17 protein-coding genes and 2 pseudogenes are annotated in these 22028 nt (G+C 59.0%); 8 read left to right on the top strand and 11 right to left on the bottom strand.

Features of this window, described 5'->3' with window-relative positions; translation table 11 throughout:
* Positions 1–41: 41 nt before the first annotated feature.
* The 5 genes from D3Y57_RS18460 (at position 42) to D3Y57_RS18440 (ending at position 4903) form a co-directional block, all read left to right on the top strand.
* A complete protein-coding gene (locus D3Y57_RS18460; protein ID WP_121154967.1) occupies positions 42–761 on the top strand; it encodes a uracil-DNA glycosylase family protein in 720 nt (239 codons plus the stop codon).
* Positions 758–2479, top strand: a complete 1722-nt coding sequence (locus D3Y57_RS18455; RefSeq protein ID WP_121154965.1) for a lytic transglycosylase domain-containing protein — start codon at positions 758–760, stop codon at positions 2477–2479. Before D3Y57_RS18460 ends, D3Y57_RS18455 begins: the two co-directional genes overlap by 4 nt.
* Complete coding sequence (moaB, locus tag D3Y57_RS18450; protein ID WP_121154962.1) at positions 2476–3000, top strand: molybdenum cofactor biosynthesis protein B; 525 nt, start codon at positions 2476–2478, stop codon at positions 2998–3000. The genes D3Y57_RS18455 and moaB overlap by 4 nt, the downstream gene beginning before the upstream one ends.
* Before the next feature lie 45 nt (positions 3001–3045).
* The gene (locus D3Y57_RS18445; RefSeq protein WP_121154960.1) at positions 3046–4119 is read left to right on the top strand and encodes a PA0069 family radical SAM protein; all 1074 of its coding nucleotides are present in this window, start codon (positions 3046–3048) and stop codon (positions 4117–4119) included.
* Positions 4120–4213: 94 nt separating this feature from the next.
* A complete protein-coding gene (locus D3Y57_RS18440; RefSeq protein WP_121154958.1) occupies positions 4214–4903 on the top strand; it encodes a glutathione binding-like protein in 690 nt (229 codons plus the stop codon).
* Positions 4904–4919: 16 nt separating this feature from the next.
* On the opposite strand, the pseudogene dnaE reads toward D3Y57_RS18440, so the two are convergent.
* The 4 genes and pseudogenes from dnaE to aspS all read right to left on the bottom strand — a co-directional run bounded on the left by dnaE (position 4920) and on the right by aspS (position 10946).
* Positions 4920–8395 (bottom strand): annotated as a pseudogene (gene dnaE / locus D3Y57_RS18435) (DNA polymerase III subunit alpha).
* A gap of 30 nt (positions 8396–8425) precedes the next feature.
* Positions 8426–8662 (bottom strand): hypothetical protein, encoded by a 237-nt coding sequence (locus tag D3Y57_RS18430; protein WP_121154956.1) that lies wholly within the window; start codon positions 8660–8662, stop codon positions 8426–8428.
* A complete protein-coding gene (locus D3Y57_RS18425) occupies positions 8659–9135 on the bottom strand; it encodes a glutathione peroxidase (protein WP_121154954.1) in 477 nt (158 codons plus the stop codon). Before D3Y57_RS18425 ends, D3Y57_RS18430 begins: the two co-directional genes overlap by 4 nt.
* A gap of 26 nt (positions 9136–9161) precedes the next feature.
* Complete coding sequence (aspS, locus tag D3Y57_RS18420; RefSeq protein WP_121154951.1) at positions 9162–10946, bottom strand: aspartate--tRNA ligase; 1785 nt, start codon at positions 10944–10946, stop codon at positions 9162–9164.
* A gap of 64 nt (positions 10947–11010) precedes the next feature.
* On the opposite strand from aspS, the gene rnd reads away from it, so the two are divergent.
* Positions 11011–12198 (top strand): ribonuclease D, encoded by a 1188-nt coding sequence (gene rnd, locus D3Y57_RS18415; protein ID WP_121154949.1) that lies wholly within the window; start codon positions 11011–11013, stop codon positions 12196–12198.
* Here rnd and D3Y57_RS18410 read toward each other — a convergent pair.
* The 5 genes from D3Y57_RS18410 to D3Y57_RS21460 are packed head-to-tail and all read right to left on the bottom strand — an operon-like array spanning position 12195 to position 17660.
* On the bottom strand, positions 12195–13652 hold the full coding sequence (locus D3Y57_RS18410; RefSeq protein WP_121154946.1) for a Ppx/GppA phosphatase family protein: 1458 nt from the start codon (positions 13650–13652) through the stop codon (positions 12195–12197). The genes rnd and D3Y57_RS18410 overlap by 4 nt on opposite strands.
* The gene (locus D3Y57_RS18405) at positions 13653–15797 is read right to left on the bottom strand and encodes an RNA degradosome polyphosphate kinase (protein WP_121154944.1); all 2145 of its coding nucleotides are present in this window, start codon (positions 15795–15797) and stop codon (positions 13653–13655) included. It lies immediately after the preceding gene.
* 11 nt (positions 15798–15808) lie between these two features.
* On the bottom strand, positions 15809–16420 hold the full coding sequence (locus D3Y57_RS18400) for an HdaA/DnaA family protein (protein ID WP_121154942.1): 612 nt from the start codon (positions 16418–16420) through the stop codon (positions 15809–15811).
* The gene (locus D3Y57_RS18395) at positions 16417–17445 is read right to left on the bottom strand and encodes a heavy-metal-associated domain-containing protein (protein ID WP_347400403.1); all 1029 of its coding nucleotides are present in this window, start codon (positions 17443–17445) and stop codon (positions 16417–16419) included. Before D3Y57_RS18395 ends, D3Y57_RS18400 begins: the two co-directional genes overlap by 4 nt.
* Positions 17397–17660 carry a hypothetical protein gene (locus D3Y57_RS21460; RefSeq protein WP_347400402.1) on the bottom strand — a complete coding sequence of 88 codons (264 nt, stop codon included), beginning with the start codon at positions 17658–17660 and terminating at the stop codon, positions 17397–17399. Before D3Y57_RS21460 ends, D3Y57_RS18395 begins: the two co-directional genes overlap by 49 nt.
* A gap of 61 nt (positions 17661–17721) precedes the next feature.
* On the opposite strand from D3Y57_RS21460, the pseudogene purM reads away from it, so the two are divergent.
* Together purM and purN are read left to right on the top strand one after the other, a co-directional pair.
* Positions 17722–18806: pseudogene (purM, locus tag D3Y57_RS18390) on the top strand (phosphoribosylformylglycinamidine cyclo-ligase).
* The gene (gene purN, locus D3Y57_RS18385; protein ID WP_121154940.1) at positions 18799–19755 is read left to right on the top strand and encodes a phosphoribosylglycinamide formyltransferase; all 957 of its coding nucleotides are present in this window, start codon (positions 18799–18801) and stop codon (positions 19753–19755) included. Before purM ends, purN begins: the two are co-directional and overlap by 8 nt.
* A gap of 44 nt (positions 19756–19799) precedes the next feature.
* On the opposite strand, the gene ndk is transcribed toward purN, so the two are convergent.
* Positions 19800–20222, bottom strand: coding sequence for a nucleoside-diphosphate kinase (gene ndk, locus D3Y57_RS18380; RefSeq protein WP_121154938.1), 423 nt, complete (start codon positions 20220–20222; stop codon positions 19800–19802).
* Positions 20223–20301: 79 nt separating this feature from the next.
* Entirely contained in the window at positions 20302–21765 is a 1464-nt protein-coding gene (locus D3Y57_RS18375; RefSeq protein ID WP_121154935.1) for a leucyl aminopeptidase, read from the bottom strand.
* Between the last annotated feature and the right edge of the window lie 263 nt (positions 21766–22028).

Raw genomic sequence — 22028 nt, 5'->3', positions numbered from 1 at the left:
AAGATTGACCGCGGCGTCAACATCGCGCTTCATCATTTGCGATGGGGTTCGCAACAGAAATCACGATAGGCGACCACGTATCGAACACGATGCGATGGTGGCGAGATGCCGGTGTCGATGTCATGATCGACGAGGAACCGCGCAGTTGGCTGGCTCCAACCGGAGCAGCACCTGCTCGTAAAGCCACTGTCTCGGCCCCTCCAGTTCAGACGCCACAAACCCTCGATGCTTTGGTCGAATGGTTGATGACGGGCAACGATTGGCCCGAAGTCGGCCCCGCGCAAAGGCGCGTTCGTCCTGTGGGAAATATCGACGGCGGACTGATGGTGCTTACCGGTGTCCCTGAAAAGGCGGACGTCGATTCGGGGCAACTTTTCGCAGGCGAACTGGCACCATTGTTTGACAAAATGCTCGGCGCACTCGGTCGGGATCGTAGCTCGATCTATCTGGCGAGCGTTTCTGCGGGTCGTCCACCCAGTGGAACATTGAGTGCCGGCGCGCATAAATCATTATCCGAAGCAGCGCGCGATCATGTTCGGTTCGTGGCGCCGAAACAGCTTTGGCTAATCGGTTCAGCGGCGAGTTGTGCGATCCTCGGGATGACAGACGTAGAGGCGCATGGAAGTTTGCATTCTATTAACCTTAATGGTGTCATGGTCGATGTTGTTGCGACTGCCCACCCGCGGATCCTGACGACCAAAGATCAGAAGCAGCGGGCCTGGTTGAATATGCAAAGACTGATTGAAAAGGACGATACGTGAAGCTTGGTTTGGCAATTGCGACTGCCCTCTTGGCGACAAGCGCTGCCGTCGGCACGGCACAGGCGTCAACCGCTTCGACAGCAAACGTCACTCTCCCCGTCCAGCTTGGTCCGAATGCTCGTGCGCAATATCAGGAAATCTTTGCCGCGATCGATGCGCAGGCATGGACCGACGCTTCCGCAAAACTGGATGCGATGCCGTCGGGCCCGCTTCACCCCATCGCACGCTCGCTCATTTACCTCGGCAAAGGGTCACCCAAAATCGACGGCCCTGCGCTTGCCGCTCTCGCAACACAGGCACCCGATCTGCCGCAGTCGGTTGCGCTGGTTCGCCTTGCCGCCGCTCGCGGGGCAGATGCCGTTCCAATGCTTCCCGAAGTGCGCCAGCTTTACTGGCTGGGCACCGCTCCCCGCCGCACACGCGTTAGCGCCACGGTGGGCGACCCACAGTCCGCATGGCTTGCCGCGCAAATTCTTCCGTTAATCAAGGATGATCGGCCGATCGACGCCGAAGCCCTTCTGGTGTCCAATGAAGACAAGCTGTCTCCTGCGGCAGCCACGGAATGGCGTCAGCGGGTGGCATGGTCCTATTATCTGACAGGCGACGATAAGAACGCTCGCGCTCTCGCTGCGCGGGCAAGCAGCGGCACAGGCGACTGGGCAGCACAGGGTCAGTGGGTCGCAGGGCTTGCCGCATGGCGACAGAAAGACTGGAAGGGTGCCTCGGAAGCATTCACGGCACAAACGCGCATGACGTCCGATCCCGAAATGGTTGCTGCCGGGCATTATTGGGCCGCACGGGCCGCGATGGCTGCTAAACAGCCCGACCAGATACAGCCGCATCTCCGCGCTGCGGCTCGGCTAGACGAAACATTTTACGGCTTGCTCGCGCAGGCTGCGATGGGACTGGCCCCGGCGCGTGACGACGATGGCAGCGCAACGATCCGTGCAGTTGCCGATCATCCGAATGTTCGCACGGCGCTCGCACTGGCTGAAATCGGCCAGTTGGACCGCGCCGACGAACTGATCCGCTGGCAGGCGCGCATTGGCTTGCCGATCGAACACGCTACGCTCACGCTTATCGCGGGTAAGCTGAACCTGCCCTCCACACAGTTGTGGTTGGCGCATAACGGGCCGACCGGCGCACGAACCACTGCCGAAGGACGCTACCCTGCCCCCTCGACCTGGATTCCGCAGGGTGGCTGGCGCGTCGATAAATCGCTGGTGTTCGCCCATGCGCTTCAGGAATCGAATTTCCGTGTGAACGCCACCAGCGCCGCCGGAGCGCGTGGCCTGATGCAGGTGATGCCTGCAACGGCCCAGATCATGGCGCGGAACAAGGGCGAGGCTTTCACCGGTTCGCTGGCTTCGCCGTCGGTAAACATGGAATATGGTCAAAGCTATATCGAGAAACTGCGTGATATGAGCCAGACCGGCGGTCTGCTGCCAAAAGTGATCGCGGCATATAATTGCGGTCCGGCACCGCTTGATCGCTGGAATGCACGCGGCGAAGCGCTCAATCGCGATCCGTTGCTCTACATCGAATCAATCTCCTATTGGGAAACGCGCGGTTATGTGACGACCGTGATGCGCAACTACTGGATGTATCAGCAGCAGGCGGGCAAAAAGACCGCAAGCCGTGACGCTCTGGTTCAGGGCCAGTGGCCGAAATTCCCGGGTGCTGTTCAGGTCGCGAGTACCGAGCGAGTCGGCAATTGATTGACGAGAGTGCGGCGTTTCAGCCGGTCAGGATTGCTGTCCTGACGGTTTCGGACACGCGGACTGCAGCCGATGACCGATCGGGTAACAAGCTGATCTCGCTATTGACGGAAGCGGGCCATATCCTCGCCGAGCGGGCCATCGTGCGCGACGATGTCGATGCGATCGTGGCGCGACTTCACGCGTGGATCGATCAGGAAGAGGTCGATTGTATTATTTCGACCGGTGGCACCGGCGTAACCGGGCGCGACGTAACCCCCGACGCGCTGGCTCGTTTGGGCGGCAAGGATATTCCGGGGTTCGGCGAACTGTTTCGCTGGCTTTCTTTTGCCAAGATCGGCACTTCTACCATCCAGTCACGCGCTTGCGCCGTGGTCGTTCGCGGTACCTATGTTTTTGCGCTTCCCGGTTCGACCGGCGCAGTCGAGGATGGCTGGACCGGCATTCTCAGCACGCAGCTCGATAGCCGTCACCGGCCCTGCAACTTCGTTGAACTGATGCCGAGGCTGCGCGAGAAATAGGCTAGACTGTGGACAAGGGCGCCCATTTGTTCCATCTATGTTCTCATGCAACGTCCCAAGCGAGCTGTGCGCGGAGCAACGCTGAACACTGAAAGTTCGCGCTTCAATCTGCCTGCACGAGAGGCTGATGGCGACTGGCTCGATGACCGCGCAAGTCTGGACGACTTGCCCCCGCCGCTTCGCACCACGGTTACGGTCGAGCGACCCCGGACGATCATCACCCATAATAACTCACCCGACGTGCCCTTCGACCGGTCGGTAAATGCGTATCGGGGGTGCGAACATGGCTGCATCTATTGTTTCGCGCGTCCGACCCATGCCTTCCACGACCTGTCACCGGGGCTGGATTTTGAGAGCAAATTGTTCGCCAAACCCGATGCTCCGGCGCTGCTCCGTGCCGAGTTGATGAAACCGTCCTATCGCGTGGCACCGATTGCGATGGGAACGAATACCGATCCCTACCAACCGATCGAGCGCATTTGGCGGATCACGCGGCAATGTATCGAGGTGCTGGCGGAGACCCAGCATCCCCTGATGATCACGACGAAATCGGACCGGGTGCTGGACGATATCGAGATGCTCGCCGCAATGGCCGTGGATGGGCTGGTGTCGGTTATGGTGTCGATCACCTCGCTCGACCCACGTATCGCGATGACCGTCGAACCACGCGCTCCCTCACCGCGCCGCCGTTTGATCGCCGTTGAGAAACTGGCGGCAGCGGGAGTGCCGGTTCAGGTTTCGATTGCGCCGGTTATTCCGGCCATCACCGACGGCGAGATGGAGCATATATTGGAAGCCGCTGCCAATGCAGGTGCGCGGCGGGCGTCTTTCATCCCCGTTCGCCTGCCCTTCGAAGTCGCGCCGCTGTTCCGCGCATGGCTCGACGAACATTTCCCGGATCGCGCGGGCAAAGTGATGTCGATGATCCAGTCGATCCGGGGCGGCCGTGACAATGATCCCGGTTTCGGCACGAGAATGCGTGGATCGGGGCCGTGGTACGACCTGATGCTGACCCGTTTCAGGATCGGCTGCACCCGGCATGGACTGAATGGCGAGCGCGTGAAGTTACGGACCGATTTGTTTCGCCCATCCGAAGGCGCACAGATGCGGTTGTTTTAGACGAAACAACGGATTTATCGGACGTTCGGTCTGTTTCCCGGCAATGCGCGCCCTATCTCTCCAATAACGCCACAAGGGCGCAAAGGGAGTTCCCATGATCGAATTACACAGTTGGCCCACCCCGAACGGCCTCAAGATTTCGATATTTCTGGAAGAAGCCAACGTCGACCATAATGTGTTCCCGGTGAACATCGGCAAAGGCGATCAATTCGAGCCTGCATTCCTCAAGATTTCGCCGAACAACCGAATTCCCGCCATCGTGGATACCGACCCGGCTGGCGGCGGCGAACCGATTACCGTTTTCGAATCGGGCGCGATCCTTCAGTATCTGGCTGAAAAGACCGGCAGGTTTTTGCCCACAGATATCCGCCAGCGGTCCAAGGTTCTGGAATGGCTGTTCTGGCAGGTCGGCGGCCTTGGTCCGATGGCTGGGCAGAATGGACATTTCAATGTCTATGCGCCTGAGAAAGTGCCTTACGCGATCGACCGCTATGTCAATGAAACGAAACGACTTTACGGCGTTCTCGACAAACAGCTCGCCGACAATGAATTTGTCGCCGGAGAATATTCAATCGCCGACATGGCAATCTATCCGTGGATCGTCCCGCATGAAGCGCACAAGCAGGTGCTTGCCGATCATCCGAATCTAAACCGCTGGTTCGAACGCGTTGCGGCGCGGCCTGCGGTGGTCAGCGTCTATGAGGGAAAAGAGGCGACTTACGGCCCGCGCCCGGTCGCAATGACAGACGAAGAGCGGCAAATTCTCTTCGGTCAGCGCAAATAGGAACGAACGGCGCTGGTCAGGAAACCAGCGCCAGTTTCGGTGAAGTCGCCAAAGTAAGACTGATCGCGTCGATCCCGTCGAGCGCACCGATCTTGTCAGCCAGTTCGCCATCGATCAGGAAATCTCGACCGAGCAACAACTCCGCCTCGCCACCTTCCGGCAGTGCAGCGATAACGAACACCTCGCTCCGGCCGCCCCGCGATCCGGTCAGTAACGTGGCGAGCGACGCAATGCCGATACTGTCGTGCAACCGCACCTCTGCTTTCAGTCGGGCATTGCCAGCCAGCCCCTCCAGCGGCTGAATCCGCCGGATCGTCACACGCGGTGTTTCTTCGCCCGGCTTGCGGTCGAGTTCCACACTGAGCAACCCGCACCCACCATTGCGCCCCGCCTCCTCGATGTTCTTCGACACATCGTCATCGAAACACGTAGCCACGAACTGGCCTGTCGCATCCGACATCGTCGCCATCAAGTAACGCCGTCCCCGCGCCGAAGTCCGATATTTCACATCCTCGACCAGTGCAGCCATCACCGCCGTCATCCGTGAACCGTCGCTCGCTGCGGGCTGGGCACATAGAGCCGCATAGCTGCGCGCACCGTGAGTGGCGGCTACGTGCGAATAACGATCCGCCGGGTGCGCCGAAAAATAAAAACCGAACGCCTCTTTTTCCGCCGCCATCCGCTCGGACAAAGTCCAGATCGCGTTGGCCGGAACCTGGATCGCGGCCATCGTTTCCACCTCGCCGCCGAACAAGCCGCCCTGCCCGCTTGTCCGACCGTTTTCTGCCGAGTTCGCGACCGCCAATATATTCTCCGCCACCGCAAAAGCACCCGCGCGATTGGTCGTGAGCGTGTCGAACGCACCTCCCCCGGCCAGGCTTTCCAACTGGCGGCGATTGATTAGGCGCGGATTGATCCGATGAGCCAGATCGTCGAGGCTCTTGAACGGCCCATTCTCCGCGCGCTCCTCGCAAATCTGCTCCATCGCGCCTTCGCCAACGCCTTTCAAAGCGCCCAGCGCGAACCGCACCACCAGCCCGTCGTCATCCGACTCAACGGTGAAATCGGCCCCGCTGGCGTTGATGCACGGCGCCAGCGAGCGCACACCCATGCGCCGCATATCGTCTGCAAAGATCGCCAGCTTATCTGTGTTGCTCAGATCATAAGCCATTGAAGCCGCGAAAAAGTCCTGCGGATAATGCGTCTTCAACCAAGCCGTCTGATACGACAGCACGGCATAGGCGGCGGCATGGCTCTTGTTGAAACCATAGCCCGCAAATTTGTCGATCAGGTCGAACAGTTCGTTCGCTTTCGGTGGCGCAATATCATTGGCGGCACAGCCCGACACGAACCGCGCCCGCTGATCGTCCATTTCCTTCTGGATCTTTTTACCCATTGCACGACGCAACAGATCAGCCTCACCCAGCGAATAACCGGCCAGCACCTGCGCGGCCTGCATCACCTGTTCCTGATAAACGATAATGCCATAAGTCTCGGACAGAATCGTTTCGAGCAACGGGTGAGGATATTCGATAATCACCCGGCCATTTTTGCGGTCGGCGAACAGCGGGATATTGTCCATTGGCCCCGGTCGATACAGCGCGCCGATTGCGATGATGTCGCCAAAGTTGCTTGGCCGCACCGAAGCCAGCGCGCGTCGCATCCCCTCGGATTCCAACTGGAACACGCCGACGGTGTCGCCCTTTTGCAGCAGGGCATAAACCGCCTCATCATCCCAACCCAAAGTGTCGAGATTGGGTCGATGTCCATCACGCTCCTCGATAATATTAAGCGCGCGTTGCAGGACCGACAGAGTTTTCAGCCCGAGAAAATCGAACTTCACCAATCCCGCCGCCTCGACATATTTCATGTCGAACTGCGTAACCGGCATGTCTGAACGCGGATCGCGGTACAGCGGCACAAGCTGATCGAGCGGCCTGTCGCCGATCACAACGCCCGCCGCATGGGTCGATGAATGGCGCGGCAACCCCTCCAGCTTCATCGCCAGATCGAACAGCCGCCGAACATCGGCATCCGATTTATATTCGGCGGCCAGTTCGGTAACACCGTTCAGCGCCCGTTGCAGCGTCCAGGGATCGGTTGGATGGTTCGGCACAGCCTTGGCGAGCCGGTCGACCTGACCATAGCTCATCTGAAGCACACGTCCGGTGTCCTTCAGCACGGCACGCGCTTTCAGGCGTCCGAACGTGATGATCTGCGCGACCTGTCCGTGTCCATATTTCTGCTGGACGTAACGGATCACCTCGACGCGCCGGGTTTCGCAAAAATCGATATCGAAATCGGGCATCGACACGCGATCCGGGTTCAGAAAGCGTTCGAACAGCAGCCCCAGTTTGAGCGGATCGAGGTCGGTAATCGTCAGCGACCATGCCACGACAGAACCCGCACCTGAACCACGGCCCGGCCCGACCGGTATATCATTGTCCTTTGCCCATTTGATGAAATCGGCAACGATCAGGAAATAGCCCGAAAAACCCATGCTGGTAATCACGTTCAGCTCGAAATCGAGCCGCGCGCGATAAGCAACCGGATCGGCGGCCGGGATCAGTGCAAGCCGCGCGTCCAGCCCGGCATGGGCGTCACGAATAAGCTGCGCAGTCTCAGCCTGCGGATCGCCTGCAAGGCTTGGCAAAATCGGTGATCGTGTCGGCGCATCGACGGCGCAACGCTGGGCCATGACCAACGTATTCGCCAGTGCTTCGGGCAGATCGTCGAACAGTTTGCGCATATCGTGCGCAGGTTTGATCCACGCATCGGGCGAACTTTTTGCGCGGTCATCGCTGTCCACATAGGCCGATGCCGCAATACACAGCATGACATCGTGCGCGTTGTGGAAACTCGCTTCACCATAACAGGCGGGATTTGTCGCCACGAGCGGCAGATCGCGACCATCGGCCAGCGCGATCAGATGCGGCTCGGCTGCGCCCTCCACAGCATCCAACCGGCGAGAGAGTTCAACGTAGAGACGCCCCGGAAACAAGGTGGTCAACCGGTCAGCATAGGCACTGGCCGCGTCATGCTGGCCGCCCGCGAGCATTTTCGCCAGCGCACCCTCTGCACCGGCCGTAAGGGCGATCAGGCCGTCACAATGACGCGCCAGCTTGTCGAAAACAACATGGGCCTGCTCCTCGACCGGGCGACCCAGATGTGCCTCCGATACCAGCACACAAAGATTATTATAACCCGCCTCATCCTGAGCATAAAGCGCCAGCCAGTCGTAAGCTGGGGAGCACCCTGTGGCACATCGGGACGGGCAACGCACAGCAATGTGCCGATGATCGGTTGCACACCCGCTGCGCGACAGGCGTCGGAAAACGGCATGACACCGTACAGGCCGTTACGGTCGCAAATCGCCGCCGCCGGAAAACCCAGCTCGCGCGCGCGCTTGGCGATCTCCTTTGGGTCGATCGCTCCTTCGAGCATTGTGTAAGCGGAGAAAATACGAAGGGGAACGAACTGCGCGTGGGCCATCGTCATGCGTTAACGGTTATGCCCGGCTCGTCAAAACGGAAAGTCGTCGCGTCCCGCCAGTTCGACGATCTGAGCCACATTTATCGTACCCTGACTCCCGGCATCGATGACCATGCGCGCGCGTTCATGGGGGGACATCGCGCCGACCTTTGCGATCAGTTCACCAAGCGTTCCGGTCGCGCGTTCGTGAAAGTCATAGGCCATTTCCGAACCCATATCGTCACGCTCGATCAGTTTGGCTTCTGCATTCCAGTCGGGTGCATTCATGCGAGCAGCTTTTCAATTTCGGGCGCCAGCGCCTCTGGTTTTTCAGTAGGAGCGTGGCGCGATACGACATTGCCATCCCCGTCGATCAGAAACTTGGTAAAGTTCCATTTGATCGATTCGATGCCGAGCAAGCCCGGCTTTGCGTGCTTCAGATATTTATAGAAAGGGTCGGCCTCGTCGCCGTTAACCTTTACCTTTGCCAGCACCGGAAACGACACATCGTAAGTCAGCGAACAAAATTTCGCGATCTCGGCTGCATCGCCCGGTTCCTGCCCCCCGAACTGGTTGCAGGGAAAACCAAGGATGGTCAGCCCCTTGGTCCCATATTGCTGGTTCAACTTTTCCAGCCCCTCATACTGCGGTGTGAAACCACATTTCGAGGCGACGTTGACGACCAGGATCGGACCTTTGATCTCCGACAGCGGAAATTCGGTGCCATCGGCGCGTTTCACGACAAAATCATGGGCGTTCACTGGCAAATCCTATCTGGCGACTCTGCTTAGTCCTTGGGTCCATCAATCAACCGAATGGACAATTCCCGCAACTGCTTTGCCGTTGCCGGTGCGGGCGCGCCCATCATCACGTCTTCGGCCTTCTGATTCATCGGAAAGACAATGACTTCGCGGATATTGGGTTCGTTGGCGAGCATCATCACGATACGGTCGATACCCGGCGCAGAACCACCGTGCGGCGGTGCGCCAAGTTTGAACGCGTTGATGATCCCGGCGAAATTGGTATCGACCTCTGCCTGCGAATAGCCAGCGATCTCGAACGCCTTGTACATGATATCGGGGCGATGGTTCCGGATCGCCCCCGACGACAATTCGATGCCGTTGCAGACGATATCATACTGATACGCGAGGATATCGAGCGGGTCTTTCGTCTCCAGTGCTTCCAGCTCGCCCTGTGGCATCGAGAACGGGTTGTGGCTGAAATCGATCTTCTTCGATTCCTCGTCATATTCGTACATCGGGAAATCGACGATCCAGCAAAAGCGGAACTCACCATCCGGGATCAGACCAAGTTGCTGCCCGACGCGTGTCCGGGCGGCTCCGGCGAGCTTCGCGGCGGTCAGTTCGGGACCGGCGGCAAAGAAAATGCCGTCGTCAGGACCAAGGCCGAGTTCGGCGACCAGCTTGCGCGTCGCTTCCTCACCGTGGTTCTTCGCAATCGGTCCGCCAAGTTCGCCGTTCTTCTGCGTGATATAACCAAGGCCCGCGAAACCTTCGCCCTGCGCCCAGCTATTCATCTCATCGAAGAATTTGCGGCTCTTTTCGGCGGTCTTCGGCGCAGGAATCGCGCGAACACGACCGCCTTCGGCCACGATCGATTCGAAACGCCCGAAACCGGACTTCGCGAAATGGTCCGAAACATCGGTTATGATGATCGGATTGCGAAGATCGGGCTTGTCCGACCCGTATTTCAGCATCGATTCGCGATACGGAATGCGGGGGAACGGCGCTGGGCTGACTTTCCGGCCATTGGCGAATTCTTCGAAGACGCCGTGCAGAACAGGCTCGATCGCGGCAAACACGTCGTCCTGCGTAACAAAGCTCATCTCGAAATCGAGCTGGTAGAATTCACCCGGCGAGCGATCGGCACGCGCATCTTCGTCACGAAAACAGGGCGCAATCTGGAAATAACGGTCAAAACCAGCCACCATCAGCAACTGTTTGAATATCTGCGGCGCCTGCGGAAGCGCATAAAATTTGCCAGGATGAACGCGGCTCGGCACCAGGTAATCACGAGCGCCTTCGGGGCTGGAAGCGGTCAGAATGGGTGTCTGGAACTCAGTGAACCCCTGATCGATCATGCGCTTGCGGATCGAAGAAATGACATTCGACCGCAAAACGATGTTCGCGTGCAACCGCTCACGACGAAGGTCCAAGTACCTGTATTTTAACCGAATTTCTTCCGGATACTCAGCCTCTCCGAATACCGGCATCGGTAATTCGCCAGCACTCGATTGCACTGTCACATCATCGGCACGAACTTCGACTTCACCCGAGGGCAAATTCGCATTCACGGTTTCGGCCGACCGGGCAACGACGTTACCAGTAATCGTCACAACCGATTCCGCCCGCAACTTGTCCAGCACAGCGTGCGCCGGCGAATCGGTGTCGGTCACAATCTGGGTGATTCCGTAATGATCGCGAATATCCACGAACAACAAATTGCCGTGGTCCCGCTTGCGGTGGATCCAGCCCGACAGGCGAACGGTGTTGCCGACATCGGCGGCGCGCAGCTGGGCGCAGGTGTGGGTGCGATAAGCGTGAAGTGTCATGAGGCTGGCTAACACAGACGCAACCCCGGTTTGTCAAGGCGCGGCTTACCGCTATGGAAGCAAAATGAAGATTCATCCGCTGATCGAAGACACCGCTACCCTTACCGAATTCTGTGCCCGCATGGCGAAGTCGCGCTTTATCGCGGTCGACACCGAATTCATGCGGGAAAACACATTCTGGCCGGATCTCTGTCTTATCCAAGTCGCGGACGAGCATGAGGCTGCGGCGATCGATCCGAAAGCCGATGGCATCGACATGAAGCCGTTGCTCGACCTGATGACCGAGAATGATGAGGTGCTGAAAGTCTTTCACGCGGGTGGGCAGGACATCGAAATCGTCCATAACCTGACGGGCAAGACGCCCTACCCGCTGTTCGACACCCAGATTGCAGCGATGGCGCTGGGTCAGGGCGAGCAGGTCGGTTACTCCAATCTTGTGGATCAGTGGATCGGTATCACACTCGACAAGGGCGCGCGCTTTACCGATTGGGCGCGGCGTCCATTAGATAAACGGCAAATCGATTATGCGATCGGAGACGTAACGCATCTATCGCGGATATTCCCGATGATGCTCGACAAGTTGGTGAAGACCGGACGCGGCGACTGGCTCGATCAGGAGATGGAGCGCCTTGGCGACCCGTCGAATTACGTCACCGAGCCGTGCGATGCCTGGAAGCGCGTCAAGATTGCCAGTCGCAAGCCCGAGGTGCTGGGGCGTCTGCGCGCTTTAGCTGGATGGCGCGAGCATGAGGCGCGGAACAAGAACCTGCCGCGCGGCCGCATCGTCAAGGATGAAACGCTGGGCGATCTCGCCATGCACCCACCGCGAACGCAGAGCGATCTCGCCAAGGTACGGGGGCTTTCGTCGTCATGGGCCGGAAACGACATCGGCGCTCGGATGCTGGCTGCACTCGAAAACGCACAGCCAATGCCTGCCGAGCTGATGCCCGCACGTGATGACCGAAAGCCGGGGCTTGGTAAGGACGGTGCGCTGGTGGCGGACTTGCTGAAGCTGCTGCTGAAGATCCGGGCGAAGGAAAGTAGCGTCGCGGCACGGTTGCTTGCGCGAAACGAAGAACTGGATTTGCTGGCTGCCGGGGTTCGGACCGATCTGGCAATTCTGACGGGCTGGCGCTTCGATCAATTCGGACGTGATGCGCTGGATTTGGTCGAGGGGCGACTGGCGTTTGCAGTCGTCAACGGTCGCATGAAGATGACCCGGACCGAAGATGTGCCGCAACTTCCAGTCTAGCTCGCTTCCAGTCTCGCCGTCTTGCCAAGTGAAGTCGCGAGTTGCCGGTGGCGCCGTTCGACCACTTCACCATAAAGCCCGGCACCGCTTTCTTGCAGTTTTAGCCACAGGCTAGTCGCGTCCATACCAATCTGGCTGCCGTTGAGCGGGCCTGCGACGCCCCCGCTCAGCCGCTGGCCAAGCCGCATAGCAAGCCCCCACCGCACTGCCATTGCCAGATCGGCAGGCGATGCCAGCACGTCTGCTACGGGTGCCGAGCCACTGCCGCCGAAGCTTGTGAACAGCGCCTGCGCAACCATCGCCCTGCCCCGCGCGTCGATGCCGACCCAATTGCCGTGCAGCGCGATCTCAAGCCCCCGCTCGGCGCGAAAATCTGGATTGGCCGCCCATGCCACATCACCCAACAGGCAGGCCGCGTGACGTAAGCGACTGTCGTCGACATTTTCCGGTCCGAACAACGGCGCGATCCACTGGTTCAACAAATCCCCATGTTCGGCAAACCGGCCCTGACGTGCGCCGGATTCCCGAGCAGCAGCAATAAGGGGATCTTCGGTCCTTTGTTCGGGCGTTAGTCCCTCAAACAACAACCCTTCGCGCAGCCCTGCGGCAGAAACGATAAGTGCGCTGCTTTCAAGCGAGCGCACCAGAATGGCAAGAAGAGCGGCGGCATCCACAAGAGCTGGCACACGGCTCGTCTGGATAGTGTCGATCGCCTTCAAGCGTTTGCGTCCGATCTGCGCCAACACACGAACCATCCGGGCGGCCGCAATCGATGGCATCGAATAACCGTGCAGAATCGGCAACGGCCACAACGACAGGTGCATGTGCAGCCGTGCCAACGCACGCCACGATCCACCGACCAGGTAAAACGGCAGATCTTTCTCGATCACCCAACCGCTCTTTTTCAGCAGTTTTCGTACATGACGGTCCAGCGCGCCACGCCCGGACGCACGCACGGCAGCAAGACGCAAGACACCCAGCGGCATCGACACGCGCGCCCGAACCTTGCCTCCGCTGATCCGTACGAGTTCAAGGCTGCCTCCACCCAGATCGCCAACGATACCGTCGGCCTCGGGCATTGCAGAGATCACTCCAAATCCGGAAGCGGTGGCCTCCGCCTCGCCGCTCAGCAACTCTACCTTGAGGCCAATAGCTGCGACCTTGGCGAGAAACTCTTTGCCGTTTTTCGCATCACGAACCGCAGCGGTGGCAACAGTACGGACCGTCGTCGCGTTCATCGCAACCGTCAGCGCCCTGAAACGTTCGAGCGCGCGCAATGCCGTCGCGACCGGCTGCGCGCCGAGCATCCCGGTCTCGCCTAGCCCGCGTCCCAGCCCAGCCATGACCTTTTCGTTAAACAGGATTGCAGGTGCTCGAAGTGGTCCGTCATAAACGACCAGACGAATTGAATTGGAGCCTATATCGATAATTGCGCGCCGCGGTCCTTGGCGCACTCAGCGACGCCCGAAACTAAGGTGAGGCACTGAATCCGCATTGTCCAGCGCAGCGCCGCGACCGCTAAGCGACGGGTTTGTCATGAAATAGCGATGAAGGTTGAACGGCTTGGAACCGACCGCCATCCGTCGATAACTACCATCACTGTGCAATTCCCAACTTTGTTCGGTGTCGATCAGATTGGCTACCATGACCTGATCGAGAACCTGATCGTGCACCGTTGGATTGGTGATCGGCAGCATATATTCGACGCGGCGGTCGAAGTTGCGCGGCATCCAGTCCGCCGAGGAGATATAAACCTTCGCGCCATCGTTGGGCAGCGCGCGCCCATTGCCGAATGCCCAGATGCGGCTGTGTTCCAGAAAGCGTCCAACGATCGATTTGACCCGGATCGTTTCCGACAGGCCCAGCACGCCCGGTCGGAGGCAGCAGATACCGCGGATGATCAGTTCGACCATGACGCCAGCGGCGCTCGCCTCGTAAAGCTTGTCGATGATCGCGGGATCGACAAGCGAGTTCATCTTCGCCCAGATCGCTCCGGCCTTGCCGCTCCGCGCGTTGGCGATTTCGACATCGATGAGATCGACCAAAGCGGCACGGAGGTGGATAGGGCTCAGCGTCAGTCGTTCGAGAGCGGCGGGTTCAACGTAACCGGTGATATAATTGAACATCTGCGCTGCATCGCGTGCGATCCCCGGATCGGCGGTGAAAAAGCTGAGATCGGTATAAATTCGCGCGGTTACCGGGTGATAATTGCCGGTGCCGAAGTGACAATAGCTGCGAAACTCTCCGGCTTCCCGCCGCACGACCATCGAAACCTTGGCATGGGTTTTCCATTCGATGAAGCCGTAAACGACCTGCACGCCAGACCGCTCTAGCTGAGACGCCCAAAGCAGGTTTTGCTCCTCGTCAAAGCGCGCCTTCAACTCGACAACCGCAGTCACCGACTTTCCCGCTTCGGCAGCATCGCAAAGCGCGCGAATGACGGTCGGTTGCTTACCCGCCCGATACAGAGTCTGTTTGATGGCAACGACGTCCGGATCGGCTGCCGCCTGATTGAGAAACGCCAGCACCACGTCGAAGGATTCATATGGGTGATGGACGACAATATCCTTGGCACGGATCGCCGCAAAACAATCACCACCATGTTCGCGGATACGTTCGGGAAACCGGGGCACATATGGCGAGAACTTCAAGTCGGGCCGGTCCTCCTCGGTAAGCCCTTCAAGTGCTCCAATGCCGAGGAAGCCCGCCGTTTCCGTGATGATGCCGTCGATGCCTCCAAGCGTATCTTTTATCGCTGCTTCTAATTGAGGCGGAATGCCGGTCTCGAATTCGAGCCTGATAACTCGCCCGCGTCGCCGTCGTTTTATGGCGCTGCGGAAATAACGAACCAGATCCTCTGCTTCTTCTTCAACCTCGATATCGCTGTCGCGGATAATACGGAAAGCGCCTGCGCCAAGCACGTTGTAACCAGGGAATAATATCCCTGTGAACCGCCGCAATATGCTCTCGAGCGCGATGTAGCAGGCATTTTCGCCGGGCAGCCGAACAAAGCGCGGCACCGTCGGAGGAATCATCACCAACTCACGGATCGGTTCCTTGTCCGACAGCCGCAACAGTTCGAAAATCACGCTCAATCCCTGATTGGGAATGAATGGAAACGGATGCGCGGGGTCTAACGCCTGTGGTGTCAGCACAGGGAATATCTGTTCGCGGAAATGACGTTCAAGCCAATCGACCTGTTCGCCCGTCACCTCGTCAAAGTTCAGGACGCAGATCCCTGCATCCTCCAGTTCCTCGCGGATACTGTGCCAAACGACCTGTTGCCGCCCCATCAGACCGTCGGCGTCAGCGCTGATCGCGGCAAGCTGTTGGCCGATCGTCAGGCCATCGACCGATGTATGTTCGATACCCTGTAGTTGCTGGCCCTTCAGACCGGCAACGCGCACCATGAAAAATTCATCCAGATTATGACCCGAAATAGAAAGGAACCGAAGCCGTTCTATCAGCGGATGCGCACGATTTTCAGATTCGTCCAGAACACGGCGATTGAATGCCAGCCAGCTTAGTTCGCGATTAAAATAGCGCGCTTCGGGAAGAGGAGAGGCCCGGTCCGCCGGTTTCTTTGTCACAACCTGCATATTTCCGTCCTTTAGCTCGCTGCGGCGACAGCGTCGATGCCTGACAGCACTGCGCGCGCCAAAGGCACAGTGATTGCGCGATGGGCGGCCAGCGACGCCGCATCCAGCGCATCCACGAGAGCTATGACAGAATGATGACTGCGTTCGACCCGCGGCGTCAGGTAAGCGACAACTCCGTGTTGTGGGATCAATCCACGACGCTCCAGAAGCGTGGTAATCAAGCGTTCGATCAAACCCTCGTCCGGATCACCAATCGCGACGTGAGGAGTAGCGGAAAGACGTGAACGAAGGTCTGGAAGGACAATCGACCACTCAGGCGGCGCGGCGTCGGCGATCAGCACCAGCGGCCGTCGCGTCCGTTGCGCGTCGTTCCACGCGTGGAAAATTTGCTCCTCGTCATGGTCCTGCGCGTTGTCGATCAACGTACCGCCGGTCTGCGCCGTGATGACGCGCCCCAAGAGGCTGCGACCCGATTTCCGTGGTCCGGTAAGAATCGTCGCGCAAACCGCCCAGGTTCCCCTTGCGTGAAGGTGACGGACGGCGGCGGCATTCGACGAAGAAACAATGAACGCACTTTCCGCCTCGTCTGCCGGCCAATCGAGCGGCAGGGCAATCTGGTTCATGGCGCGGAAGGAGTGTCCGTCGCCGCCGCGCGACGGATACGAAGTGTTCCGCCACCTTCGTCAACCTTGAAACCACGCGCGGTCAGGGCGGCACGGAGCGTCGCAAGGTCGCCGGTAAAGGTTACGCGCATGACCGACGTTCCTCCCAGAGCCAGGCTGGTCGTATCGGTGGATTTAACGCCGGGCGTCCCGCGCACGGAGGATTCTATTCCGGATACCGAACTGACGTCAGGCGTCTCGAATTGGACGGTATAAGTTTTGACCTCACCCAAGGTGGCACTGGTCGAGCTATTGTCCATGCCTGTTTCGACCGGAACTGCCTCGGACTGATTGGCGATCAGCGCGCTGACATCGACGGGCGTTTCGATAATCAGCGATGGATCGGGGCGAAGCATTCCCATCGACAATGCGTCCGAATACGCCTGATCCATCCGCTTTACGCCCTCGTCGAGCATTTGCGGCAGGCCGTCGCTCGATTCGACGCGAAGGGTGAATGCAGAGATTTCTACATTGTCGGGACCATGACGTGCGCTGAAATGGCCGATAACCGGTCCGCCGGGCCAAAGCCGCTCAAGCCGCACCTGCGGCATCAGAACATCGGCAGCGCCATATTGGTCGAGAAGCAGCCGCCACCACTTGCGCGCCGGGCGCTGTGCCTGTCCCACAGTCAGCAACAGGGGATCGGGACCAGTACCGCTGGGCCGCACATAATCTATCGCGCTGCCACCGGCGCGAAAACGTGCCCACGCTTTCTGCCATTCGGTCCGCGCCTCAAAACTGCGCGGCGCGCCGCCCGACCATTCGATCGGAATGACAAGCAACGGTGGCGAGCGAACAATTTGGCCGCTGACGCCCAATATCTGACCGGCACGCGCACGATCGAACAAGACGCCCAGCTTGGCGACATATCGGTTTGGACCGATTTGTTCGTCATCGACAACAATGCCAGCAACGATCGAATCAAGATCCGAATCGCTCAGGCCCGGCGCTCCGCCAGCGCCGCCGTGCATTTTAGCCCATAACATCTGCCAGCCTTTGCGCTGGGCAAGACGCCATCCCCGAGTCGCGCGGCATCGGCGGTTTTCGCCGCAACATCGACGTCGATTCCGGTGACTTCGAAGCTCCCGGACGAATCGATCGGAGCGACGCCGCGGTCGCCGCCTTCCATCTGGGCGAACACCGCTGCGCCGAGGCCGAGGAGGCCGAGCGTCAGGAGGACAGGTAGCGGTGCAATCTTCACGGCGCGTCTTTTGACCGGTCAGGCGTGGAAATCCAAGCGCGATGTCGCTAGGCGCATTTAAATGGCGGGATATACATACGAACAAGCTGGCGTTTCGATCGCTGCGGGCAATGCTCTGGTCAGGGCGATTGGCCCATTGGCCAAGTCGACACGACGCCCTGGAGCCAATGCCGAACTCGGCGGCTTCGGGGGTTTTTCGACTTAAAAGCAGCAGGTTACTCCGACCCATTGCTGGTAGCAGCGAACGATGGCGTGGGAACGAAGCTCAAACTTGCGATCGAACATAACCGCCATGACGGGGTGGGAATCGATCTGGTCGCAATGTGCGTCAACGATTTGATCGTTCAGGGCGCGGAGCCACTTTTCTTCCTCGACTATTACGCGACCGGCAAACTCGATTCGGCTGTGGCCGAACGCGTGATCGCAGGAATTGCCAAAGGATGCCGGATTGCAGGCTGCGCGCTGATCGGCGGAGAGACAGCCGAAATGCCCGGAATGTACTCGGGCGGCGACTATGACCTCGCCGGGTTTTGTGTTGGCGCGGTCGAACGGACGCAGGTTTTGACCGGCACGCGCGTGAAGGCTGGCGACGTCGTAATTGGCTTGGCGTCCTCCGGTGTTCACTCCAACGGTTTTTCACTGGTCCGCCGACTCGCAACCGATCGCGGGTGGAAGTTGGAGCGCCCTGCCCTATTCGATCAGGATAATATTCTGATCGACCTGCTGATGGAACCGACGCGAATCTATGTGAAATCGCTACTGCCATTGGTACGCGCCGGGAAAATTGCTGCGATGGCGCATATCACAGGCGGCGGCTTGCTCGAGAATATTCCCCGCGTAATGCCCGACGGATTGCATGCCCATATCGATGCCGATGCATGGGAACAGCCGCGCCTGATGGCTTTCCTTCAGGCGCAGGGAGCGATCGAGCCCGAGGAACTGGCACGAACTTTCAATTGCGGAGTAGGCATGGCGCTCGTGGTTGCGGAACAAGACGCCGACGGCGTGATCGCTGCGGCAAACAGTGCGGACGAAATCGCTTTCAAAATCGGCCGAATAGAGGCTGGCACAAAGGGCTGCACCGTCTCCGGATCAACCGAGACATGGAGCGCCCGTGCCGACTGGTCCGCTACGCACAATGGCTAATCGTGCGCGGATCGGCGTCCTGATTTCGGGCAGAGGCTCGAACATGGCCGCAATGATCTATGCGGCAAAGGCGAGCGATTGCCCCTTTGAGATTGTAGTGGTGATTGCGAACGATCCCGAAGCGGGTGGCCTGAAACTGGCAGCCGCGGAAGGTGCGCCAGTGGTCGCACTTGATCACCGGGGAATGAAACGGGCTGAATTCGACGCCTATCTTCACGCCGAATTGACTGCCGCTCGATGCGATTATGTTGTTCTCGCTGGCTATATGCGGCTGCTGTCGGATGGTTTTGTCGACAAATGGGCCGGGCGCATGGTCAACATTCATCCGTCGCTGCTGCCGAAATACAAGGGACTCGATACCCATCAGCGGGCCATCGATTCTGGCGATCGCGTGTCGGGTTGCTCGGTCCATGTTGTGACCGCTGAACTCGATGCAGGCGAGGTGTTGGGGCAAACGGAAGTCGCCATTCTACCGGACGATACCGCCGATACGCTGGCCGACCGCATCCTTATCGCCGAGCATCAGCTTTATTCACGAACACTCGCCAATTTCGTAACCCGCAATGTGCGGCCAGACGCGCTCCTCGATCAAGTCCGCGACCTTGCGCTTGCGTTACCCGAAGTCGAGGAGAAAACGTCGCATGGAAGCCCGGGCTTCTTCGTGACCGGCGGCAAGTTCTTCGCGTATTTCAGCTACAATCACCACCATGACGGTGTGACAGGCTTGCTCGTCAAGGCAAGCGGTGTTGAGGAACAGGCGATGCTGATCGAACAGAACCCCGATCTTTACTACCGCCCCGCATATCTCGGCCCATCAGGCTGGATCGGAATCAGACTCGACGCCGGCGAGAACGACTGGTCGGATATCAGCGATTGGCTGAAAAAAAGCTGGCTCAAAAGCGCGCCGAAGCGGCTGACCAAGCTGATGAGCGTCGCCGCCCAGTTTTGAGAAATGTTCAGGGGCATCGACCGAGCCCCCTGACGCAAATTAAATCAGCCGACGATTTCTTCGGGCTTGAAGAAATAAGCGATCTCGATCGCTGCATTTTCGTCGCTGTCCGAACCGTGAACCGAGTTCGCTTCGATCGATTCGGCCAGTTCCTTGCGGATTGTGCCGGCTTCGGCGTTCGCAGGGTTGGTTGCACCCATGATGTCGCGATTGCGCTGCATGGCATTCTCGCCTTCGAGAACCTGAACCACGACGGGGCCGGAAATCATAAAAGTCACCAAGTCACCAAAAAATGGACGTTCGCGATGGACTTCGTAGAAACCCTCAGCCTGCTCGCGAGTCATCTGGATGCGCTTCGAAGCGACGACGCGGAGGCCGGCTTCCTCAAGCATCTTGGTTACGGCACCGGTAATGTTACGGCGAGTGGCGTCTGGTTTGATAATCGAAAAGGTGCGTGTCGCGGCCATGACTGGTGCGGCTCCGTTATTAGGGGTGAATGGATGGGCGCGCCTGTAGGCTGCTAAGCCAGCAGGCGCAACCGCAGGCTCAATTCTGACGTTCGTGATTGTCCGAAATGAACCGGTCGAGCAAGCGAACACCGTATCCGGTTGCCCCCTTGTCCCACACCGCGCCAGACTTTGATGACCAGACCATGCCCGCAATATCAAGATGCGCCCATTTCACGCCTTCCTCGACAAAGCGTTTCAGGAATTGCGCCGCCGTAATCGACCCGCCCTCGCGCGGACCAACATTCTTCATGTCGGCAATCGGGCTGTCGATCAGTTTGTTATAGGCATCGCCCATCGGCATCCGCCACAGCGGATCGCCCGTCGAAACACCTGCTGCTGTCAATTGCGCGGCAAGGCCATCGTCGTTGGAAAACATTCCGCCATACTCATGCCCAAGTGCAACGATCATGGCACCCGTCAGAGTGGCGAGATCGATCATCACTTTCGGACTGAATTTTTGCTGCGCCCATGTCATGGCATCGCAAAGCACCAGCCTGCCCTCGGCATCGGTGTTTATCACTTCAATCGTCTGACCGGACATCGATGTTACGACATCCCCCGGTCGCTGAGCGTTTCCATCGGGCATATTCTCGACCAGTCCGCAAATGCCGACGACATGAGCCTTGGCCTTACGCGTCGCCAGCGCAAGCATCGTGCCTGCAACAGCGCCCGCGCCGCCCATGTCCCACTTCATATCTTCCATGCCGGCTGCGCCTTTGATCGATATACCGCCGGTATCGAAAGTCACGCCCTTGCCGACAAAAACGACCGGAGTTGTGTCGCTGTTGCCTGTCCCGTTCCACTTCAGCACGAGCAGGCGCGCTTCGCGTCTCGACCCCTGCGAGACGCCCAGCAGAGATCCCATGCCGGCTGCACGCATCGCGTCCTCGTCAAGAACTTCGATTTCGACGCCGACGTGAGCCAGTCTTTGGCACCGCTCGACGAACGATTCGGGATAGATGATGTTTGCCGGTTCCGTGACCAGTTCGCGGGTCAGCGATACACCGTCGATAACCGCGCTCGCGGCAGCCCATGCTGCTTCAAGACCAGCTTCCGCGTTGACGACAATGACTTCGTTCAATGTCGGTTTCTGCTTGTCGGTCAGCTTCGTGCGATATTTGTCATAGCGCCAGCCCCGCAACTGGACCGCAGCAGCAAGGCGCGCAGCCGACGCAGCAGGTGCACCGACCGCGTCGATAACAAGCGACGTGGCGCCCGACGTCAACAAGCGGGCGCAGAGCGCAGAGCCAGCTTTTTCAAAATCTTCGGGCGTGCGGGCACCGACACCAGCCAGTAGAACACGCCTAGCTTTGCCATTTTCAACTGCAGCGACTTCGACAACCCCTCCGGCATCGCCATCGAAGCGCGCCAGCGTCGCCGCAGCTTGCAAGCCATGTGCGGCTTCATGCCCGGCAACAGCTTCGACAACGCCGTCCTTTGGAACCAGCAGTGCCAGATCGGCGGCGGACGTCGGACGGACGGAAACAAATGAAACGCGCATTAATGGCTCGCTCAGTCAAAAAGGAATCGGGGAACGTGGCTGTTACGCCCAAGCAAGTTCCTAAGCAAAGTCCAGCATCACGGTTGGTAAGCACATGATTGCGGTCGTCGCGCGTCAATGCGATAGGCGACAGGGTTGGCGCCCGAATATGGCGACTGCTTGTGACCCATCGTCCGAAAAAGGGTGTCCGTGACGCGCTATACTGCTTTTCTGCTCACTTCGGTGCCGCTGGCGTTCGCAATCGTCGGCGCGGCTCAGGCACA

Origin of the sequence: Sphingomonas paeninsulae (genome assembly GCF_003660165.1) — a bacterium.
In the GTDB taxonomy this organism is placed as follows: Bacteria; Pseudomonadota; Alphaproteobacteria; order Sphingomonadales; family Sphingomonadaceae; genus Sphingomonas_O; species Sphingomonas_O paeninsulae.
Note: the sequence above shows the minus strand (reverse complement) of the source record. Positions and strands in the feature narration are given on the sequence as shown.